Source organism: Paenibacillus sp. FSL R5-0517 (assembly GCF_037974355.1).
Taxonomy (GTDB): Bacteria; Bacillota; Bacilli; order Paenibacillales; family Paenibacillaceae; genus Paenibacillus.
In genome coordinates this window covers 2722510-2741075 of sequence record NZ_CP150235.1, presented here as the reverse complement: position 1 = coordinate 2741075, position 18566 = coordinate 2722510, and the positions used below count along the sequence as shown (strand labels likewise).

At 47.5% G+C, this 18566-nt stretch carries 18 protein-coding genes; 4 read left to right on the top strand and 14 right to left on the bottom strand.

Going from position 1 to position 18566, the window contains the following annotated elements; translation table 11 throughout:
* Window positions 1-57: 57 nt before the first annotated feature.
* The 8 genes from MKX40_RS12510 to MKX40_RS12475 all read right to left on the bottom strand — a co-directional run bounded on the left by MKX40_RS12510 (window position 58) and on the right by MKX40_RS12475 (window position 8763).
* Complete coding sequence (locus MKX40_RS12510; protein WP_339241958.1) at window positions 58-819, bottom strand: DeoR/GlpR family DNA-binding transcription regulator; 762 nt, start codon at window positions 817-819, stop codon at window positions 58-60.
* Window positions 820-821: 2 nt separating this feature from the next.
* A complete protein-coding gene (locus tag MKX40_RS12505) occupies window positions 822-2315 on the bottom strand; it encodes a rhamnulokinase family protein (RefSeq protein ID WP_339241956.1) in 1494 nt (497 codons plus the stop codon).
* A gap of 233 nt (window positions 2316-2548) precedes the next feature.
* A complete protein-coding gene (locus MKX40_RS12500; RefSeq protein ID WP_339241954.1) occupies window positions 2549-3064 on the bottom strand; it encodes a DUF2500 domain-containing protein in 516 nt (171 codons plus the stop codon).
* 109 nt (window positions 3065-3173) lie between these two features.
* Entirely contained in the window at window positions 3174-4976 is a 1803-nt protein-coding gene (gene pepF / locus MKX40_RS12495) for an oligoendopeptidase F (RefSeq protein WP_339241952.1), read from the bottom strand.
* 499 nt (window positions 4977-5475) lie between these two features.
* On the bottom strand, window positions 5476-5835 hold the full coding sequence (locus MKX40_RS12490) for a helix-turn-helix domain-containing protein (RefSeq protein ID WP_062833989.1): 360 nt from the start codon (window positions 5833-5835) through the stop codon (window positions 5476-5478).
* A 266-nt stretch (window positions 5836-6101) separates the two neighbouring features.
* Window positions 6102-6665 carry a 6-phospho-3-hexuloisomerase gene (gene hxlB / locus MKX40_RS12485; protein ID WP_339241951.1) on the bottom strand — a complete coding sequence of 188 codons (564 nt, stop codon included), beginning with the start codon at window positions 6663-6665 and terminating at the stop codon, window positions 6102-6104.
* Window positions 6666-6669: 4 nt separating this feature from the next.
* Complete coding sequence (gene hxlA / locus MKX40_RS12480; RefSeq protein ID WP_036670570.1) at window positions 6670-7302, bottom strand: 3-hexulose-6-phosphate synthase; 633 nt, start codon at window positions 7300-7302, stop codon at window positions 6670-6672.
* 378 nt (window positions 7303-7680) lie between these two features.
* The gene (locus MKX40_RS12475) at window positions 7681-8763 is read right to left on the bottom strand and encodes a lactonase family protein (RefSeq protein WP_339241950.1); all 1083 of its coding nucleotides are present in this window, start codon (window positions 8761-8763) and stop codon (window positions 7681-7683) included.
* Window positions 8764-8978: 215 nt separating this feature from the next.
* Between MKX40_RS12475 and MKX40_RS12470 the strand changes: the two genes are divergently transcribed.
* On the top strand, window positions 8979-9908 hold the full coding sequence (locus tag MKX40_RS12470; protein ID WP_339241948.1) for an AEC family transporter: 930 nt from the start codon (window positions 8979-8981) through the stop codon (window positions 9906-9908).
* Here the strand turns inward: MKX40_RS12470 and MKX40_RS12465 are convergent.
* The 5 genes from MKX40_RS12465 to MKX40_RS12445 form a co-directional block, all read right to left on the bottom strand.
* Window positions 9886-10476, bottom strand: a complete 591-nt coding sequence (locus tag MKX40_RS12465; protein ID WP_339241946.1) for a DUF2062 domain-containing protein — start codon at window positions 10474-10476, stop codon at window positions 9886-9888. The two genes, MKX40_RS12470 and MKX40_RS12465, sit on opposite strands and share 23 nt — an antisense overlap.
* A 58-nt stretch (window positions 10477-10534) precedes the next feature.
* A complete protein-coding gene (locus MKX40_RS12460; protein ID WP_339241944.1) occupies window positions 10535-10993 on the bottom strand; it encodes an OsmC family protein in 459 nt (152 codons plus the stop codon).
* Window positions 10994-11014: 21 nt separating this feature from the next.
* The gene (locus MKX40_RS12455) at window positions 11015-11782 is read right to left on the bottom strand and encodes a DeoR/GlpR family DNA-binding transcription regulator (RefSeq protein WP_339241942.1); all 768 of its coding nucleotides are present in this window, start codon (window positions 11780-11782) and stop codon (window positions 11015-11017) included.
* A gap of 137 nt (window positions 11783-11919) precedes the next feature.
* A complete protein-coding gene (locus MKX40_RS12450) occupies window positions 11920-13050 on the bottom strand; it encodes an NADH-dependent flavin oxidoreductase (protein WP_339241941.1) in 1131 nt (376 codons plus the stop codon).
* 203 nt (window positions 13051-13253) lie between these two features.
* Window positions 13254-13931: an SOS response-associated peptidase gene (locus tag MKX40_RS12445; RefSeq protein ID WP_091016984.1), complete on the bottom strand. Its 678-nt coding sequence runs from the start codon at window positions 13929-13931 to the stop codon at window positions 13254-13256.
* A 228-nt stretch (window positions 13932-14159) separates the two neighbouring features.
* Here MKX40_RS12445 and MKX40_RS12440 point away from each other — a divergent pair, with 228 nt between their 5' ends.
* Window positions 14160-14681, top strand: a complete 522-nt coding sequence (locus tag MKX40_RS12440; RefSeq protein ID WP_339241939.1) for a hypothetical protein — start codon at window positions 14160-14162, stop codon at window positions 14679-14681.
* Between the two features lie 43 nt (window positions 14682-14724).
* Window positions 14725-15396: a hypothetical protein gene (locus MKX40_RS12435; protein WP_339241938.1), complete on the top strand. Its 672-nt coding sequence runs from the start codon at window positions 14725-14727 to the stop codon at window positions 15394-15396.
* Window positions 15397-15532: 136 nt separating this feature from the next.
* Here MKX40_RS12435 and MKX40_RS12430 read toward each other — a convergent pair whose 3' ends face one another.
* Window positions 15533-16396, bottom strand: a complete 864-nt coding sequence (locus tag MKX40_RS12430; protein ID WP_339241936.1) for an AraC family transcriptional regulator — start codon at window positions 16394-16396, stop codon at window positions 15533-15535.
* Between the two features lie 169 nt (window positions 16397-16565).
* On the opposite strand from MKX40_RS12430, the gene MKX40_RS12425 reads away from it, so the two are divergent.
* Window positions 16566-18560, top strand: a complete 1995-nt coding sequence (locus MKX40_RS12425; protein WP_339241934.1) for a beta-galactosidase — start codon at window positions 16566-16568, stop codon at window positions 18558-18560.
* The last annotated feature ends 6 nt before the right edge of the window (window positions 18561-18566 follow it).

Sequence of the window (18566 nt, the reverse complement as noted above, 5' to 3'; positions counted from 1 at the left end):
TGACTAAGAATATTTACACTGGACACTCCGATGACAGAATAAGGTTCCCATCACTGTTTAAACTGTGATAATCTCGATGTCGTATCCGCTCAAACGGTCTGTCTGTTCAGCCTCCAATGGCTGATCGGTAACGATCGTATGGACTGCATCTAATCCGGATACCCGAGCAAAAGCACGGACACCAAATTTACTGGCATCGGCAAGTAAGATGACCTGATCGGATATGCCAACCATCTTTTGCTTCAGCCTTGCCTGAAGTTCATTGGATTCACTGATTCCGCCACCTTCAAGATGTACGCCTTTGCAGGACAAAAACAATTTGTCCACATGATACGTCTCCAGAGAACGCTCCGCGAGTGGCCCTACAAAAGACAACGAGCGAGATGCCAACTGGCCTCCCGTTGAGATGACCTCAACCTTGTCACGACTGCTAAGTTCAGTCGCTACCTGAATGGAATTAGTCAAGACGGTCAGCGGAAAATCAGGCATGTTTGCTGCCATATAACCTGCCGTTGTGCTGGCATCCAACAGAATGCGATCACCCGGATTAATCATCGCCAGAGCCGCTTGTGCAATCCGTTTTTTCTCTTCCGCATGGGTTGTCTCCCTGATCCGATAAGGGATCTCGGGCTGATCTTCCTTCACACTCACGGCACCACCGTGAGAGCGACGCAGTCGTCCTGCCTGTTCCAAACGATCCAGATCTCGCCGGATGGTTTCCTCCGTCACCCGGCAGCGTTCACTAAGCTCGGATACACGCATACTGCCCTTAACATTCACCATCTCTACAATCCGGTCATACCGCTCGGCTGCCAACATGTTTACATCTCACTCCCCGCTTGTGAAGTGGATGAAGCCGTCACACGCAGAAATCTGCCGTAAGCCTCTTCCCAGATTGATCCGTCCTGCGGCTCATACGCAATTACAGGAAATGAATCACGAATGGCATTCCGAGCTTCCCAGATATCCTTAAACGCTCCGCTCGCCATCCATTGCACAACCATATTCCCGATAGCACTTCCCTCTGCCGGACCCGCCCATACCGGCTTGCCAATGGAATTCGCAGTCCACTGACATAACAGGCGGTTTTGGATACCTCCACCGACCATATGCAATCCGTTGAACGACTGTCCCGATAATTGTTCCGTCCATCCCAGAACTCTTCTATACTTCAATGCAAGACTCTCCAGAATTGCCCGGGCAATCGCTCCCTGATCCTCTGGTATCACTTGTCCTGTATCACGGCAATACTGGCGTATTCGGGTTGTCATATCTCCTGCTGGCATGAACAGTTCATCATCCGGATCAAATAAACTGGCAAATGGAGGTGCCTGCTCCGCCTTTGCCAATAACGCACTGTAGCTAATTTCCTGCCCCTGACGCTCCCACTCCCGCATGCTTTCCTGCAAAATCCACAGACCCATAATGTTCTTGAGCAGACGGAATGTTCCGCCCGCCCCGCCTTCATTCGTGAAGTTCAATGCCAGACTCTCGGTACTAATCGCAGGATGATCTATCTCGGTACCCATCAGGGACCAGGTTCCACAGCTCAGGTAAGCAAATGAACGTTCCGTTGCAGGAACAGCCACAACGGCTGAACCCGTATCATGCTCCGCAACGGCGATCACAGGGATAGAAGAAAGACCAAGGTCGTTACATATGCTGCTGCGCAACTGTCCAACACGGGTGCCTGGCATCACCGCTTCACCGAAGAGTTTCTCCGAAATGCGAATATGCTTCAGCAACTCACCGTCCCATTGACCCTGTGAGGGATTATACAATTGTGTTGTCGTAGCATTGGTGAACTCATTCACGGCTTCTCCCGTCAGAAAGTATCGAAGCAAATCCGGAATCATAAGAAACCGCTCTGCTTCATGAAGAAGCGGAGAACCGCTACGTTGAAGGGTTGCCAACTGATACAGGGTATTAAAGCTAAGAAACTGAATCCCTGTACGTTCAAAGATTCGCTGAGAGCTCAACTCTTGGCGTACCTGATCCATCATGCCGTTAAACTGTGTGTCACGGTAATGATACGGGTTACCCAGCAGCTCACCATTACTGCCAAGCAAACCAAAATCAACGCCCCAGGAATCGATCCCCAGGCTCTCCGGCTTTTCTCCCTGCTGTTTCACAAGTGTAAGCCCTTGCAACAATTCATGATGCAATCGCAGAATATCCCAATGCATCCGCTCGCCAACCTTCACGGGTTCATTCTTGAACCGATGAATTTCACTTGTTTCGATCCCATGATCATTCAGATGCCCCAGTAGCGCTCTCCCGCTACCAGCCCCCAAATCATAAGCCAGAACACTCACCGCGCTTCACCAACCTTTCGAGCCAATTCTATTTCCATACGATATCTCTTGATTCAGTCCGCACTCTGTACTTTATTCTGTATTTATTGTTTGTTTGTTTTTGTTTAATACTGTTTTACTTTATTTTACGAGTATATCACCATTGTAAGCGTTTGAATACCCTTCGATTTTTCTTTCTTTTGGGCACACCAAAAACGACTCTCTCCCAAGTAGGAGGAGCCGTATTTCTATTTTCACGTATAAAATTGGCCTTTGTTAACGCCCGACTGGGGCTGCACATCTCTCTCAAAATGCTTGAATCGTGTCCCCTGATACGTCAGCATCCCTCGATCATGTTCAGCCAACATGCCATAATGGTTTCCACCAACAATCAGTTCAATGCGCTCGCCATTGTCGAATTCAAATGTAACATAATATCGGGTCGTCGCACTGCTATCCCCGCTACCACCTGAGACTTCCGTTCGTTTCGCCACCACCGCTGAATGCAGGGTTAACAAGGCCGCAGCGTTATTCGAGGACCACGTGCGTACCCCTGAAATGATGGCATATACAATCACACCCGCAACAATAAGAAATACGGCACCAATAAAAATGGAAACAAACGCACCCATGGCACCAAACTCATTCAATCCCGAAAAGAAACCACCCTGATTGCCTTCAAACCCCGGTACTCCATTCATGTCGTCAAACACACCAAAGCCGTCCACGCTTAATCGGCCCATCGATGAGGACACGCTCGTTAACGCCATTCATCATCGTTCCTTTCCCCTTGCAAAATAAGATGCACCGCCCCCACGCAAGGAGGGCGGTGCATGCAGACAACCCGTTCTGCCTTGTCCGTATACTATATGAACCAGATCAGGAATACAGACGTTCAAGTTCGTCGACCAGACTGCCGACATAAGCAACTGCAGAGCGAATCGGCTCGGGTCCGGACATATCGACACCTGCAAGCTTCATTAACTCCTGCGGAGTGAGACTTCCACCGGCTTTGAGTGCTTCGAGCCAGCGATCTACCGCAGGCTGCCCTTCTTCCCTAATCTGTTGTGCTGCTGCTGTGGAAGCGGTCAAACCTGCCGCATAGGTATATGGATATAGACCCATATAATAATGAGGTTGTCTCATCCACGTGAGCTTGGCTCCTTCATCAATCACCAGATCAGGTCCCCAGAATTCAGAGAGAATGTCCCCTTTGAGCTGACTTAACGTCTTCGCCGTAATGGGCTCATCATTAGTTGCGAGTGCATACACCCTGCGCTGCAATTCACCTTCCAGCAGATGTGTAACGAAGTTATGGTAATACGTATTCAACAGTTGCAAAATGACCCAACGACGCATTCTCGGATTATCGGAACGCTTCAATAGATGATCTGCCAGCAGCATTTCATTCATGGTCGATGGTGCCTCAATGAAATAAAGCGATGGTCTTGTATTCGTGAGCCGTTGGTAACGTCCCGCAAGCATGAAGTGGCCTGCATGTCCCACTTCATGGGCAAGTGTAAATGCTCCGCGCATATTGTTCGCCCAAGAAATTAAGATATAGGAGTGCGAACCATATATAGAAGAGCAAAATGCCCCTGTGGATTTGCCTGCATTATCTGCGTAATCCACCCAGCGATCGCGAAATGCGCACTCTACGATCTCGCCATACTCCGGCCCAAGCACATCAAGCGCTTCTTGAATGAGTGTGCACGCCTCATCATATGTAATGGCAGGGCTAAATTCAGGATCAAGCGGGGCCTTCAGATCACAGAACATCAGCTTGTCCAGACCCAGCTCACGTTTCTTGAGAGCCGCCAGTCTGCGCATATGTGGTGCGAGTTCCTGCTGGATAATATCCAGAATATTATTGTACATCTCTTTGCTCACTTGCTGTGGGCTAAGAAGCATATCTGTAACATCGTCATAACCCCGCAGCCTGGATAACACAACTTGTTTCTTCACTTCGGTTGCATAACCTTCTGCGAACGTATTTTTGTAATCATTTAATGTCGAGCTGAATGCAGCATAAGCAGAACGGCGCAGCTTGGTATCGGACGACATCTCATAATTATTTTCATAGAAAGACCAGGACAGTGGACGATTATTGTCCTCTCCATCGAGAGCATCGTCAAACGTCATGTCTGCCAGTTTACCGCGCAGATAGATACGGTATGGCGAATCCAGTACCTCTCCGAGTGAAGCGAGTACCTTCTCGGTCTCTGGCGTAAGCCGATGTGCTTTTTCCCGAATCAAACGCTCCAAACTGCGCGCATACGGCTCCAATCCCGGAAGTTCTTGGATATAACGCTCTACAGTTCCATCCGGAAGTTCAACGATCTCCGAATTAACAAAAGACAAGGATGACGACAGATTCGATAGGATATCTCCTGCTTTAGCTGAATTCTCTATGTTCACCGGATTGGTGCTGTCCTCTGACTGCTTCAAGCGGGCATAAGAAGCCGTCTTGCCGATTCGCTCCTGCAAAGCTTCACGAGCATCCAGACAAGCCAGCAATTGTTCAGCGCCTTCGCCCAGACGTCCTTTGAACGTTTCGATCTGGGCAGCAGCCTCAGGAAGTGATCGAAGTTCCTGCTCCCACTCTACATCGGTTACAAACAAATCTCTCAGATCCCATGTGGTTTCCTGATCTACCTCAGCACGTGTACGTATTTTTTCCATCTTTAGTTGTCATCCTCCTTGCATTTTCCAATATATCTCATCGTATCATAATCGGTTTATGTATACATGACATCTGCAAATAATGAGACTTTTGGTTCAGGGGAGTATAGATTGGACTAAAGATTATTCACACTACCACTCCGATGACAGAACAACCTTCCGATCGCTGTTATCCCCTAATTTTTTGATTCAATTTTATAAAGGTGAAAATCTGGTGATAAAGGCGAACGCTCCGCTTCTTCAGGTTCTTTCTGTCCTCTACGTTCTCATGTGAATGTTTAGTTCCATCTATATAAAAGGGGTATCTAGGATAAAAGCCAGTATATGCTTGCGATGTAGCTTTCTTTCAGAAAACTTTTAGCTCCGCTTCTTCAAGCTATTTCTGCCCACTGCGTTTGGAGTAAACTATTGATCATGTGACCAAATTTGAAAGTAACTAAAAAAAACGCTAGGTGATGGAAAAACTCCATACAACAAGCGTTTTAATGAATATAACTAATTAGCTTTCTTTCCAGATTACATTTTCACCGTAATTTTTACCCCAGTTATACATTGCGTGCAGCACAGGCATCAGGCTCTGACCGTGATCTGTCAACGTATATTCCACCCGAGGCGGAACCTCTGCATAGACCTTACGCTCAATCAATTTATCTTCCTCCAGCTCACGCAGCTGGTTGGTCAGCATCTTCTGGGTAATATGAGGGATTAGGCGTTTCAGTTCACTGAAACGTTTGGTGCCTTCCAGACCCAAATGCCACAATATAATCAATTTCCATTTGCCACCGATCACCGCAAGGGTCAATTCCTTCTCACAGTTGATTTCTTTCAGATTAATCCGTTCCTTGACTTCGGCTGCCATGGCTCCGAGCCCCCTCATCTTCAATCTTATATCGCGTATATTACGCATATCACGGGAATACTTCACATAAGGTAAGCTTTCCGCTCCATGCATGATGTAATAAGTACATTCATTCGATACAGCTATCTATTAATTCTACTACAGCCTGGTCGGGATGCAAAGTTTAAGTGAAAATTACGGATAAATCTAAGCAAATGAATGCCTATGCATCACAGAAAAGACCAGAACCCTTCATAATCAAAGGATTCCGGTCTTCCATCTATTTACTATTCCAGGTTGGCGTGGCGGCCAAACATATCCGCTCCGGTCATACCCTTCATTTCCATCATCGTAAGGATAAGAGCATCCATGCCGATTAACAGTCCCTGTTCAAACAGCGAGCCCATTGGCTGGATGGTTACTTCCGCTCCAGAAGTCGCTGTGTCCTCTTTGGCTGAAGCCGGAAGGCGCACTACCGTAGTTGCCAATTGACCGATCGTAGACTCTGGCTTGATCGTAATCAGGCCGACAGGTGCTCCTGCTTGACTAGCCTTCTTAGCCATAGCTACGAGACTGCCTGTCTCTCCTGAGCCAGAGCACAGCAAGAGGAAGTCCTTCGAGCTGATCCCGGGTGTAACGGTCTCGCCCACCACATATACACGAAGCCCCATCTGCATCAGTCTCATGGCAAAAGCCTTTCCCATTAATCCTGACCGGCCTGCTCCTGCTACAAAAATCTGTTCTGCAGCCAGAATATGTTCAGCCATCGCTTGCATTTCTGCATCATCGATCTGGCTTAACGTGCGTTCCAGCTCCTTCAAGATGTCCGCTGCATATTGTGTTTTGCTCATTCGCTTACCCTTGTTTAACAAGACGTTGCATTTCAGCTGCAACTGCCGCTTTGTCTGCTTGTCCTGTGATACCGCCGCCTACAATAACCAGATCCGGTTGTGCTTTGATTACTTCTGGCAATGTTTCCAGCTTGATTCCACCAGCGACAGCCGTTTTTGCATTTTTCACAGCAGCTTTGATCGTTTGCAAATCTTCGAACGGGCTTTGTCCTTCAGCTTGCAGGTCATAACCTGTGTGTACACAGATGTAATCTACGCCAAGCGCATCAATTTCACGAGCACGTTGTTCAAGGTTAGGCACGTTGATCATGTCTACAAGAACTTGTTTGTTTTGTTTCTTCGCTTCTGCTACTGCACCTTTAATCGTACTGTCATTGGTTGCCCCAAGCACAGTGATCAGATCCGCACCAGCCTCAGCAGCTTTCATGATTTCATAACCACCAGCGTCCATGATTTTAAGGTCTGCAAGAACTTGCAGATTAGGGAATGCTTCTTTCATCGCTTTTACCGCGTGCAAACCTTCATTAATAACGATTGGTGTACCAATCTCAACGATATCAATATATTGTTCAACCTCTTTAACCAGTGCGATACCTTCAGGAATATTTACCAAGTCGAGTGCCAATTGCAATTTCATCATTTATTTCTCCTTTGTTGTTCAAGTATGAGTCGTTCCTGTAAAAATAATAATCAGATATTTAGCCTGCACCAATTTGTCTGTTCAGATGCATGCAGTGTTTGTTTTGGCTACTTACTCATTGTAGACCCTGACTATCCATTCAGGAAGTACGCACTTTGAAGTGGGGTAGTTACTTGGGCGATACTATTGATAATTATTCGTTGTTAAACGAATTATATAACAAGATAAATCCTTTGTTCAGATCCGTTTACAGCACTGTTTATAGCAGAACAGCAACCTAATTATCACGTTTGATGTTCAATATAAAAGACCCCGCCACATGGCAGGGTCATTATCATCTCAATCCAGCCAAGGCTGGTATTAGAAATTTATTTTTTACAAGTATACTGGTTTCACACATACCGGCTTGGATACACCTGTGCTGTGACCTGTGTATTTCAGACGTCCGCTCTCCTGATCCACTGTGAAAGACACGATGTTGTTGGTATCGCGGTTGGCTGCGATCAGCAATTTGCCGTTAGGTGTCAGAGCGAAATGACGCGGATGCTCTCCTTCAGCAGATACATGCTCAACCAGTGTCAGATGACCTTTGTCTGCATCTACTGCAAATACAACGATGCTGTCATGTCCACGGTTAGAACCATATACATAACGCCCATCGTTGGAAACGGTGATTTCTGCTGTTGTATTCTCTTTGCCATCATATCCATCAGGCAATGTGGATACAGTAGACAATTCAGTCAACGTACCCACTGCTGCATCATATTGGAACGAAGTAATCGAAGAATCCACTTCGTTGATCACATAAGCGAATTGACCATTCGGGTGGAACGCCAAGTGACGTGGGCCTGCTCCCGCATGTGTTTTGGTTTCACTGTGCAGCACAAGTTCATTCTTGTCTGCGTCGATGGAATAGATGGCGATTTTATCCGCACCCAGATCCTGTACCATCATGTATTTGCCATCCGGGCTGAAGAATGCGGAGTGTACGTGTGGCTTGTCCTGACGCTCAGGATGCGCACCCTGGCCTTCATGTTTCTTCTCATCCAGAAGTGCTCCAACTTCACCGTTATCCGTCAAGGCTTGCAGACCTACCAGGCCACCGTGGTAGCTGGAAAGAATCAAGTATTTGCCGGAAGGATCACGCTGGATATGACATGGTGGAGCTGAAATGGAGTCATTCCGGTTCAGCAATGTTAATTTTCCTGTAGAAGGATCAATGCTCAGAGCTACAGCTTCAGACATTTTGTTGCCTTCAGCTGACGCAGTTTCACCAATCGCGTACAGTTTGTTTGTTTCAGCATCCACGTTGACAAACGTTGGGTTTTTCACGCCAGCGATGCCATCAAGCTTGGACAAGCTGCCTGTATCCTCATTCAATTCATATGCGTAAATGCCCTCATTTTCCGCTTCGGCATAAGAGCCAGCAAGTACGAGCAAGCGTTTTGATTCACTCATTACAGTTTCCTCCTCTATGTGTATGTAATCTTGTTGCACCTCTTCTATAATAAATCTGCCATATCAAAATAGCAATCCGCTGACGCTGCACATCAGGTAATTCCTCAGTTAAGCAAGGCGATTACTACAACATGATCATCCTGAAATCCATGTATATGGAGTTCATCTTCTGCTATGATAAGATTGGTTTTTCATCGAGAAAGGACTGAACTGCATTGCTTCACTCATTCATACTCACGTTATACCATGTATTCTTGCCGATATCACTTCCCGTGATCGGTGGTATTCTGTTAAAACACTTCAAGAATTGGGATACCCGGTCGCTCTCGACCTTTTCCCTTTATATTTTGAGCCCTGCGCTCATCTTCAATACATTGCTGCATGCAGAGATCACCTGGACGGACGTAACCAGCACATTCTGGTTCTCCCTCATCAATCTGATTACCCTGTGGGCACTCGCCGAGCTGTTAAGCCGGATTTTCCGTCTGGGTGCAAGCGAAAAAGCGGGTCTCACCCTCGTCTCCACGTTTACGAACTGCGTGAATTACGGGCTCCCGCTGGTACTGCTGGCCTTTGGTCAGCTCGGACTGGACAAGGCTTCCGTCTACGTTATTGGACAGATGATCATTGTGAATACGGTAGGTATCTTTTTTGCCGCGAGATCCGAATTCACTGTAAAAAATGCGATTCTGTCCGTTTTCCGCATGCCATCCATCTATGCTGCTGGCATCGCCATTGCGCTGCGTGCGTCCAATCTGAGCCTGCCTGAAGCACTGGATGGGGGGATTGCCATGCTGGCTATGGGTTACTCTCCTGTCGTTCTCGCCATACTTGGAGCACAGATGCTCAGACCAAAAGGAGCAACGGTGCCTTGGTTGCCCAATGTACGCCGAGCCTTCTGGACCGGACTTGTGGTGCGTCTCGCAGCTGCGCCGATCCTCTCCTGGCTGATTCTTATCGTGCTTCAGGTCGAGGGTACGTTGTTCAGTGTGCTGCTGATCCTCGCATCCATGCCCACCGCAGTGAACGCCGTTATTTTGGCTGAACAGTTCAATGCTTCCCCGCAGTTTGTATCTCGCTGTATTCTGTGGACTACTGCTGCATCCATGTTCATGCTGCCCATTATGATTGTGATGGCTTCCTGATTAACACTGGAGGGGATACCGAAGCGATATCCGCTTGTCGGCGTTTCTCCAGCCGGCGTTCATAACGCCGGTTGAGCGCTCTGACGTAGAAAAATTTCACGACAAAGTACGAAATTACACCCAAAATGACACCGAACACGGACATACCTGCCAGAATATCCAGCCCACCAAGCAACAATTCGCTCACGGCCGACCAGTTTCCACGAAACAGCTCCATGAATGCACTCTCATGTACCAGTCCCTGTCCCATGCTGTGAGCAGGCAAAATCCATGAACCAATCTGTTTGGCGAGCGGCATCAGTATAATAGGTAAAAACGTAAGTTTACCAATCACATTACCAACAATCGCTGCGGGCATCGAACCGCCAGACAGTCGTACAATGGGATAAAATATGAGATAGATCAGGGAAGCGGTCGAGATCACGATCAATTCCAATCCGAACCCTATGGCAAATCCGGTGGATACTTTATGCGCACCTCCGGGAGCACGTAACAATTTGAGAAAATTCAGCTTCATAGCACGTGTTAAACGTACCCAGCGGTTAGTCTTGCGCTTCTGTGTGTTCATACCGAATGACTCCTTATTTTACACAAATGACAACTTGAATCGTCTATTCTTCAGTATATCACACCGCCTTAGCTCCTGTTGTAATAATGACCGGTTGTGTCTCCATCTGGACATTACCTGCCACCGCTCGGGAAATCATGCAGGATGATTCAGCCTTGTGCGCTAAGCGCTCAGCCTTGGTTATATCCGCCTCTGAAGCATCCTGGCTGAGTACAATCCGGGGTCTATGTACGATCCGTTCGTACGTAAATACGTTATTCGTAACATCTACCGTTGCTTCCGATTCAAGCGTCAATTCATCCGGCGTAATATCCGAACGCTCTAGCATTGCAGCCAGTGTAATCAGATAACAGGTGGAGGCTGCACCCAGCAGCATTTCGTCCGGGTTGGTTCCCGTACCGGGTCCGCCCATCTCCTGCGGAATCGATATGACCGTTTTTAATCCACCCGCATCGATTGTTCCCTCACTGTTACGTCCACCATTCCATACTGCTTTCAGATGAAAAGGATGTTTCATGACACTTCATTCCTTTCTGATTTACACACGTATACACGTAATATTTTGCTCGATCAATGCGTTAACTTGCTCTTCATCTACAGCCTGATCTGTAATCACTTTCGCAACACTGCTTATCTCAGCGACTCTGGTAAATGCCTGTATATTAAATTTGCTGGAATCGGCAAGTAATATGACTTCATCCGCAATCTGGATCATTTTCTGCTTCACCAAGGCCTGTAATTCATTCGATTCACTGATGCCTTTAGTCAGATGCACCCCTTTACAAGACAAAAACACTTTATCGACATGATACGCATCAAGCGAACGTTCCGCCAGCGGTCCTACAAAAGACAGTGACTTCGAAGCCAACTGTCCACCTGTGGCAATCACACGAATCTGCTCCTTGTTACTCAGCTCTGCGGCCACTTTAATCGAATTAGTTAATACCGTCAGTGGAATATTCGGCAATCCTGCCGCCATGTACCAAGCCGTTGTACTTGCATCCAGGGCGATCCGGTCGCCGGATTCCACCATGTTCACCGCTTCGCTTGCAATTCTGCGCTTCTCTTCTGCATGGGCTACAGCCCGTTCCGGGTACGGAATCTCCGACTGTAACTCTTCCTTGTATTTTACGCTGACCGCCCCGCCATGGGATCTTCTGAGCCTGCCCGCCTGTTCGAGCTTGTCCAGATCACGACGTATCGTCTCTTCTGTCACCCCGCAGCGCTCACTAAGTTCGGTTACACGCATACTGCCTTGCGTATCCACCCATTCCACTATTTTCTCATACCGTTCAGCTACGAGCATCTTCCTTCACTCCAAACCGTTGATTATCCAGTTGATCCTGTTCATCCATCATACCACAGAGCGATGACAAGGAGAATTTGGATCATGTGCAAAAGGAGGGAGCTTTCGCCCCCTCCTTTTTAGTTCTGAAGTGTATATTATTTATCTTCTGCCATAGGGAACCAACCCGGTGTGTGGATTATTGCGTTCCACAACCCGTCAGGGATAACCAGACGTTCCTGATCCGATTTCGTCAGAATCGTTGCAATATCTTCTTCACGTCCGCTCTCGATTTTCTCGACCCAATCCGGTTCAATAATCAGTTCACGTCCAATGGCAAGCAAAGGTACTCCCGTTTGAAGGGCCTCAGCGGCCTCATCAGCCGTATGAATCGCACCTACGCCAATCACAGGCAATTTGCCGTTCACTCGATCCAGGATGAATTCCATTCTTGAACGTGTATCGGCTTCGCCGCGTCTTGGCTTGGACCAGAATTCGTTCAGGGAAACGTGCAGGTAGTCGAGATTTTTATCTTTTAATGCATCCACCAGTGCATACGTATCTTCCATTGTAAGTCCCGGTGTTTCCGGTTCTTCCGGGGAGAAACGGTAACCAATGATGAACGGCAGTTTGGTATGTTCGGCAACTACTTTTTGAATCTCATCCACGACAGCAAGCGGGAAAGTAAGACGTTTCTCCACACTTCCGCCAAAGCGGTCTTCACGTCGGTTGGAATGCGGGGAGAAAAATTGCTGGATCAGATAACCGTTCGCACCGTGAATCTCAACACCATCAAATCCGGCTTCAATTGCACGACGTGTCGCTTCACCAAAGTCTTTGATAATGGAAGTAATCTCGGCATCCGTCAATTCTCTTGGTTCAGGCGAACCTGGACGCTCACTCGCAACCGCACTAGGAGCAACTACTTGACCCGCAGGTACAGCTTGTTCAGGCGTCAGACGGCCCGCATGGAAAATTTGCAATACGGCAACGGAGCCCTGTTGTTTCATGGTTTCAGCCAATTTTTTCAGACCAGGAATGAAGCGATCATCATAGACACCAAATTGAGCGGGGAAACCAATGCCATACTCGGTTACATGCCCTACAGCCGTAATCGACATGCCAGCCCCACCGGTGCGTCGTGCATAATAGGCGAGTTCAGCGTCGGATATGGTACCATCCGCATTCGAGGACATATGAGTCATGGGAGCGAGCACGATACGGTTTTTCAGTGTAATACCAGTCGGCAGTGAAACTTGTTCAAACATTTGGTTAAACTTTGGATTCATTCGTGGTTCCCTCCTGATTATAAATATCTCTTTTAATAGATATATGAATATATGCGTTCACTTACTGTAATGATTATAGTTACGTTTGACTGCAATTGCAACTTTTCATTTTCAGAAAGAAAAAAGAGCAGAGTGTCTCCAGACTCTCGGCCCCTTCATCTTCTTCATTCTATCCCAAGTCCTTCACGCTATCCAATGGATGTTCAGAAACTCCGAACGTAAGCCAGCTTCTGATCCATCTCTTCTACGCACTCGTAACAGTCGTGTTCATCGTTGGCGACCATTGGGGTGACTGGATACAGATTCATCTCTGTACTATTATACGATTTCAATAGCGGTAACAATTGAGTCACCCGTGTATTCGCCGGGTCAAGCCAAGTATTGATCTCTTCTTCGGAGAGGATCGCCGGCATTTTACTGCCAAACTCGCGTGTAACCATGTTCGCGCCTGTCATAAGCATCGTGCAGGTACGAAGCGGCTCTTTACGTGTATCTCTCCACACCTCGTATAACCCAGCAATGCCGAACAGACCGCGATCTGGCATGACAACACGAACTGCATAACTTTTCTTGCCCTCTTGCCGCCAGTAATATAGTCCATTGCAGGGAATAACGCAGCGCTTGGTCTCTACCAGTTTGTAATAGGAAGGATTCTCATGCACCGTCATGAGATTCGCGTTAACGGCATCACGACCCCAAAATGGTATGAACCCCCACCGAAACTCATCCAATACACGCTCGCCATCCTGATGTAAAATAATCGGCGTATGCTGGGTTGGGCTGATATTGTATCGGTTTTTGTAATAATACATCACTCGCTGAATCTTGAAATGATCTCTGACTTCGTCCAAATCGGCTGCCAATGAAAAACGGTTGCACATATTCAAGCACTACCTTTCCCTGTGAGAAGTTGGATGTATTGTTTGTAACTTCAGGGAAATTATGCATGCATATTGAACAGAAAATGACTTATTTTGACACCATTAGGGTCTGAACAAGCGTTATTTCATGTTTTTCACGACAAAAACAATGACCTCGGACTCATTTCAATCTAACTATTCCTTGTTACTATAATAGAGATTAAAATACATTTATTGGAGGTTTTTAGTATGAAAAGGAAGTTTTTGATGAGCATCATGTTGTTCTCGGCAATTGCGATGTTCGGCAGTACCATCTATGCAGCGACCTTTCTGACCTACGGTTATCCCAGCACCACCATCCCCATTCGCACGTATAACTACACCTCCGCATGGCAGGCCCCTATGGACGCTTCCCTCGCGAACTGGAACAATGCTGGTGCCAAAGTTCAATTCACCAAAACAAGTAATTCCCCTAATACCATCACCGTAGGAAACTTCAATAACACAGCGTATGGTGTCAACTACGCCTCTGTATCCGGCAGTCAAGTCGTAAGCTTCCGCATCGAACTCAATGCATCCACCATCACCCCTGACGCGACCAACTTATCCAACTTCATTCAAAGCGTATTCGTCCACGAACTCGGTCACTCCATCTGGCTCGGTGACAACCCAACAACAACAAGCCCTTCCATTATGTCATACTCCCGCAACCGCAATTCCATGACCAAACCTCAGACTTTTGATATCAATAACGTAAGATCCAAGTACTAATCCATTACGATCTCATCCCAAAATCCAAGGAGGATACCTGTCCATGAACAAAAATCGAGTATTAATACTGCTTCTCTCTTCCATTTTCATTCTATCTGCTGTTGGATGTTCTTCTGTTACACCTACTGCTTCCTCGTCGAATGCACCCATGACCATTATTGCTTCTGAAGATTACCCGAGTTATGCCAGCATTGGCGACCTGTCCGAGAGAGCAAACACCATTGTTAAGGGTAGTGTTATTGAGACTCGTGTGGAGGCTATGAACGATATCGTACACGTTACCGATGCTGTGAATGAAAACGAGTTGACCCCCGCGTCCGATCCGGGTGGAGAGCCGTCTTCTTTTGACAAAATCTATACGATCCATACCATTCAGATTGTCGAATCCTATAAGGGCATTTACAAGGCCGGGGAGAACATTGAAGTGAAGCAACTTGGCGGACAATTGGGCAACACCGAGATTATTAATGATGACAACCTCAAGCTGATCCCTGCTAGAGACTATGTACTTTTCTTAGAAACGTATGAAGACACCCCCGCCAGCCTGCTCAACTCCGTTCAGAGTCTCTACGTGATCAAACCTGCCGGCAAGTCGAATCAACCCGGCCAGCAACAATCTCAGTCAGAAGTCATTGTGAGCGCAAACCCAGAGAATGACCTTTCACTACAACTTACGGATCTGCAAGAAATTCAGAATGAACAAAAGAACCAATAACTCTTATACGGCAAACACAACGCTATTTCATCTGCGTCAGGCAGCTAATCCCCTCTACTGTTCAGTCATACATAAGCATAAGAGAACCGTGCCGCTCAGCATACTGGGCAGCACGGTTTTTGAGTTTAATGTGGATTCAGTCCTCTGCTGATATGGCGTCTGCCTCTCCACTACCTGATCTATAGAGCAGCCTGAATTGCTGCGGCGTCATTCCAATGTAAGTACGGAACATACGAATAAAGTAACTGCTGTGCGTGAATCCGCATTGGGAAGCAATCTGCTTCACTGTCAGATCTGAATCGGCCAGACTTTTCTTCGCCGCCAGCATACGGCAATCCAGCAGATATCGGCCCGGGGGAACCCCCATGATGCTTTTGAACATGCGATTAAAATAATACACGCTGTATCCCGCGGTATTTGCCATGTCGGCAAGACTGAGCGGCTGCGTACAATGACGACGGATGTAATCGGCCGTTGAACGAATCGTATCCTGATGACTCAGTATAGAAGCCCCCGCCAGCGACTCCGAATTTCTTGTAAGTTCAACCAGTAACTCATACAGCACAGCAGACAATCTGGGTTCATGCACACTCTCATAATGTCTACCAAGCTGACATAATTGTTCATGCGGCGCCTCGAAGCGTTCGAATCCTGAAAATGAAAACAGCCAAACCTTGTCTGGACTGCGGAGGTCCAGCAATCGCTCCAGATCATAGGCTTGTAGATGAATCCATCTGACATCCCAAGGATCCGAGGGATCAGCATAATAATGTTGAGCTTGTCCTGGTGCATATAGAAAACCTTGTCCAGCCACCAACCGCACGTTTCCCTGTTCTGTTCTGACATATCCCTGTCCACTGAAAATCAGATGCAGATTGTATTCCCGTATCCCGTCTGGACGATGCTCCTCATGCTCTGGATCGAGATATCTTCCATAGGCCAGCGGATAACAAGTGTACCCGGCGAATCCCGGCTCAGGCATAAACCAATGTGTTCGCATATGTTCAACCCCCTGTTTACGTATAGGATATGGAGATGCTGAATAGCAAGATCATGATATCCTGTCGCAACATGTTGTTATATTCCCTTGTTATTATCCAGTATACAATGAAATAGACTCGTGCAAAATTCACAAGATCATGATGCTTATACTAAAGGAGAACAACGATATGAATACATACCTTCCCGTACAAATGGGCGTGGATTATTATCCAGAACATTGGGACCCTTCCCTGTGGGAACAGGATGCCCGTTTAATGGCTGACAGCGGAGTGCGCATTGTGCGTGTGGGTGAGTTCGCCTGGAGCCGAATGGAACCCACTGATGGACAATTTGAATGGGCATGGCTTGATCAAGCGATTGATACCTTACATCGTCATGGACTGCAAATTGTAATTGGTACACCAACCATGACACCCCCACGCTGGCTTACGGAAAAATGTCCTGATGTTCTGCCTTTGCTTCCAAATGGTCAACCATATCACGAAGGCATTCGGGGTCATCGCTGTTATAACAGTCCCAGTATGCGAACATACAGTGCAAGAATTGTGCAAAAACTGACTGAGCGCTATGCTGAACATGCGGCAATCATCGGCTGGCAGACCGATAACGAATTCAGCTTCACGGATTGTCAGTGCGCCGCTTGTGCCGAAGCTTTTCGTGAATGGGTTCGTGTTCGCTACCACAGTCTGGATCAGCTAAACCAAGCTTGGGGGACTGTCGTCTGGAGTGGTGAATATAGCGATTGGGAACAGGTTACGCCGCCGTATGGAGGCTCCTCGTTCCAGAACCCTTCATTCCTGCTGGACTACTCCCGTTTTCAATCGGATTCCATTGTGGAATTTCAACATATTCAGGTCGAGATTATTCGTCGCAATTGTCCTGCGCATTTGGTCACCCATAATTTTCACAGTTATCCGCAAAAGGCGGATCAGTATAAAATCGGTCAGGAGCTGGACTTCGCTTCTTTTGATTATTATCCGAACCCTTCACCGAACAAAACAGATACCGCACCATACAGCGGCGCGCTCTCTTTGGATCTGACACGCGGCATTAAACGCCGCAACTTCTGGATCATGGAGCAGCTGAGCGGCCCTCCGGGATGCTGGTTTCCGATGTGGCGTACACCGCAGCCCGGCTTCCTGCGTGCTTACGCTTGGCAGACGATTGCTCGTGGAGCCGATGCGGTTGTGCATTTCCGCTGGCGGAGTGCACCTGTGGGAGCGGAGCAGTTCTGGCATGGGCTGATTGATCACAGCAATGTTCCGGGGCGACGTTTCAAGGAGTTTCAACAGCTATGTACCGAAGTGAACAGACTCAGTGAGCGACTACAGGGTTCAACATTGCATAATGAAGTTGCGATTCTGCATTCGCATGATCAATTGAACGCCCTTCGAATTCAGCCACAAGCCGAAGGACTGGAATACTACGAAAATATGAAGGTCTGGCATCGCGCGTTGACCAAATTGGGCATCAGTACGGATGTTATACACCCTTCGGAGCCACTGGATGGCTATAAAATCATCATTGCTCCGCATCTGTACCTGCTGGATGAGACTACAGCAGAATGTCTGCAATCCTTTGCAGCAGCCGGAGGCATCTTGGTCTTAACCCATCGCACGGGTGTCAAGAACGACAATAACGTCTGTGTCATGGCACCGCTCCCAGGTCTGTTATCTAACTGTAGTGGTGTGCGGGTTACGGAGTATGATCCTGTTGGCGGGGATACCGTTCAGATTCGTGACGAACAAGGCCGTCTATATAACGCTTCCCAATGGGTGGATGTACTGGAACTGGACACTGCACAGCCGGTCGCTGTGTATGCCGATCAATTTTATGCCGAAAGTGCCGCTGTCACCCGGAATCACTGGGGTAAAGGTGAAGTCTATTATGTGGCAATCCAGCCGGAAGAAGCGTACTTGAGCCAGTTATTGCGAAGCATCGCAGAAGGTTGTGACCTTTCCGGAATTCAGACTTTGCCACATGGCGTACAGGTGACCACCCGCTCGGGTCCGAATGGAACGTTCCGTTTTATTCTGAATCTGAGCCCCGAACCTGCCTCCATTGAACTCCATGCTTCATATACCAGTGCACTGGACGGGAAACCGAAAGGACCTCATCTGGAGCTGGACGGTTATGCGATCGAGATCCTGGAAATTCAATAATTCAAA

Excerpts from the sequence above, each read along its gene's own strand:
- MKX40_RS12510 (WP_339241958.1), bottom strand. The coding sequence starts at position 819 with ATGTTGGCAGCCGAGCGGTATGACCGGATTGTAGAGATGGTGAATGTT.
- MKX40_RS12500 (WP_339241954.1), bottom strand. The coding sequence starts at position 3,064 with ATGGCGTTAACGAGCGTGTCCTCATCGATGGGCCGATTAAGCGTGGAC.
- pepF (WP_339241952.1), bottom strand. The coding sequence starts at position 4,976 with ATGGAAAAAATACGTACACGTGCTGAGGTAGATCAGGAAACCACATGG.
- MKX40_RS12490 (WP_062833989.1), bottom strand. The coding sequence starts at position 5,835 with ATGGCAGCCGAAGTCAAGGAACGGATTAATCTGAAAGAAATCAACTGT.
- hxlB (WP_339241951.1), bottom strand. The coding sequence starts at position 6,665 with ATGAGCAAAACACAATATGCAGCGGACATCTTGAAGGAGCTGGAACGC.
- hxlA (WP_036670570.1), bottom strand. The coding sequence starts at position 7,302 with ATGAAATTGCAATTGGCACTCGACTTGGTAAATATTCCTGAAGGTATC.
- MKX40_RS12475 (WP_339241950.1), bottom strand. The coding sequence starts at position 8,763 with ATGAGTGAATCAAAACGCTTGCTCGTACTTGCTGGCTCTTATGCCGAA.
- MKX40_RS12465 (WP_339241946.1), bottom strand. The coding sequence starts at position 10,476 with ATGAACACACAGAAGCGCAAGACTAACCGCTGGGTACGTTTAACACGT.
- MKX40_RS12460 (WP_339241944.1), bottom strand. The coding sequence starts at position 10,993 with ATGAAACATCCTTTTCATCTGAAAGCAGTATGGAATGGTGGACGTAAC.
- MKX40_RS12455 (WP_339241942.1), bottom strand. The coding sequence starts at position 11,782 with ATGCTCGTAGCTGAACGGTATGAGAAAATAGTGGAATGGGTGGATACG.
- MKX40_RS12450 (WP_339241941.1), bottom strand. The coding sequence starts at position 13,050 with ATGAATCCAAAGTTTAACCAAATGTTTGAACAAGTTTCACTGCCGACT.
- MKX40_RS12445 (WP_091016984.1), bottom strand. The coding sequence starts at position 13,931 with ATGTGCAACCGTTTTTCATTGGCAGCCGATTTGGACGAAGTCAGAGAT.
- MKX40_RS12440 (WP_339241939.1), top strand. The coding sequence starts at position 14,160 with ATGAAAAGGAAGTTTTTGATGAGCATCATGTTGTTCTCGGCAATTGCG.
- MKX40_RS12435 (WP_339241938.1), top strand. The coding sequence starts at position 14,725 with ATGAACAAAAATCGAGTATTAATACTGCTTCTCTCTTCCATTTTCATT.
- MKX40_RS12430 (WP_339241936.1), bottom strand. The coding sequence starts at position 16,396 with ATGCGAACACATTGGTTTATGCCTGAGCCGGGATTCGCCGGGTACACT.
- MKX40_RS12425 (WP_339241934.1), top strand. The coding sequence starts at position 16,566 with ATGAATACATACCTTCCCGTACAAATGGGCGTGGATTATTATCCAGAA.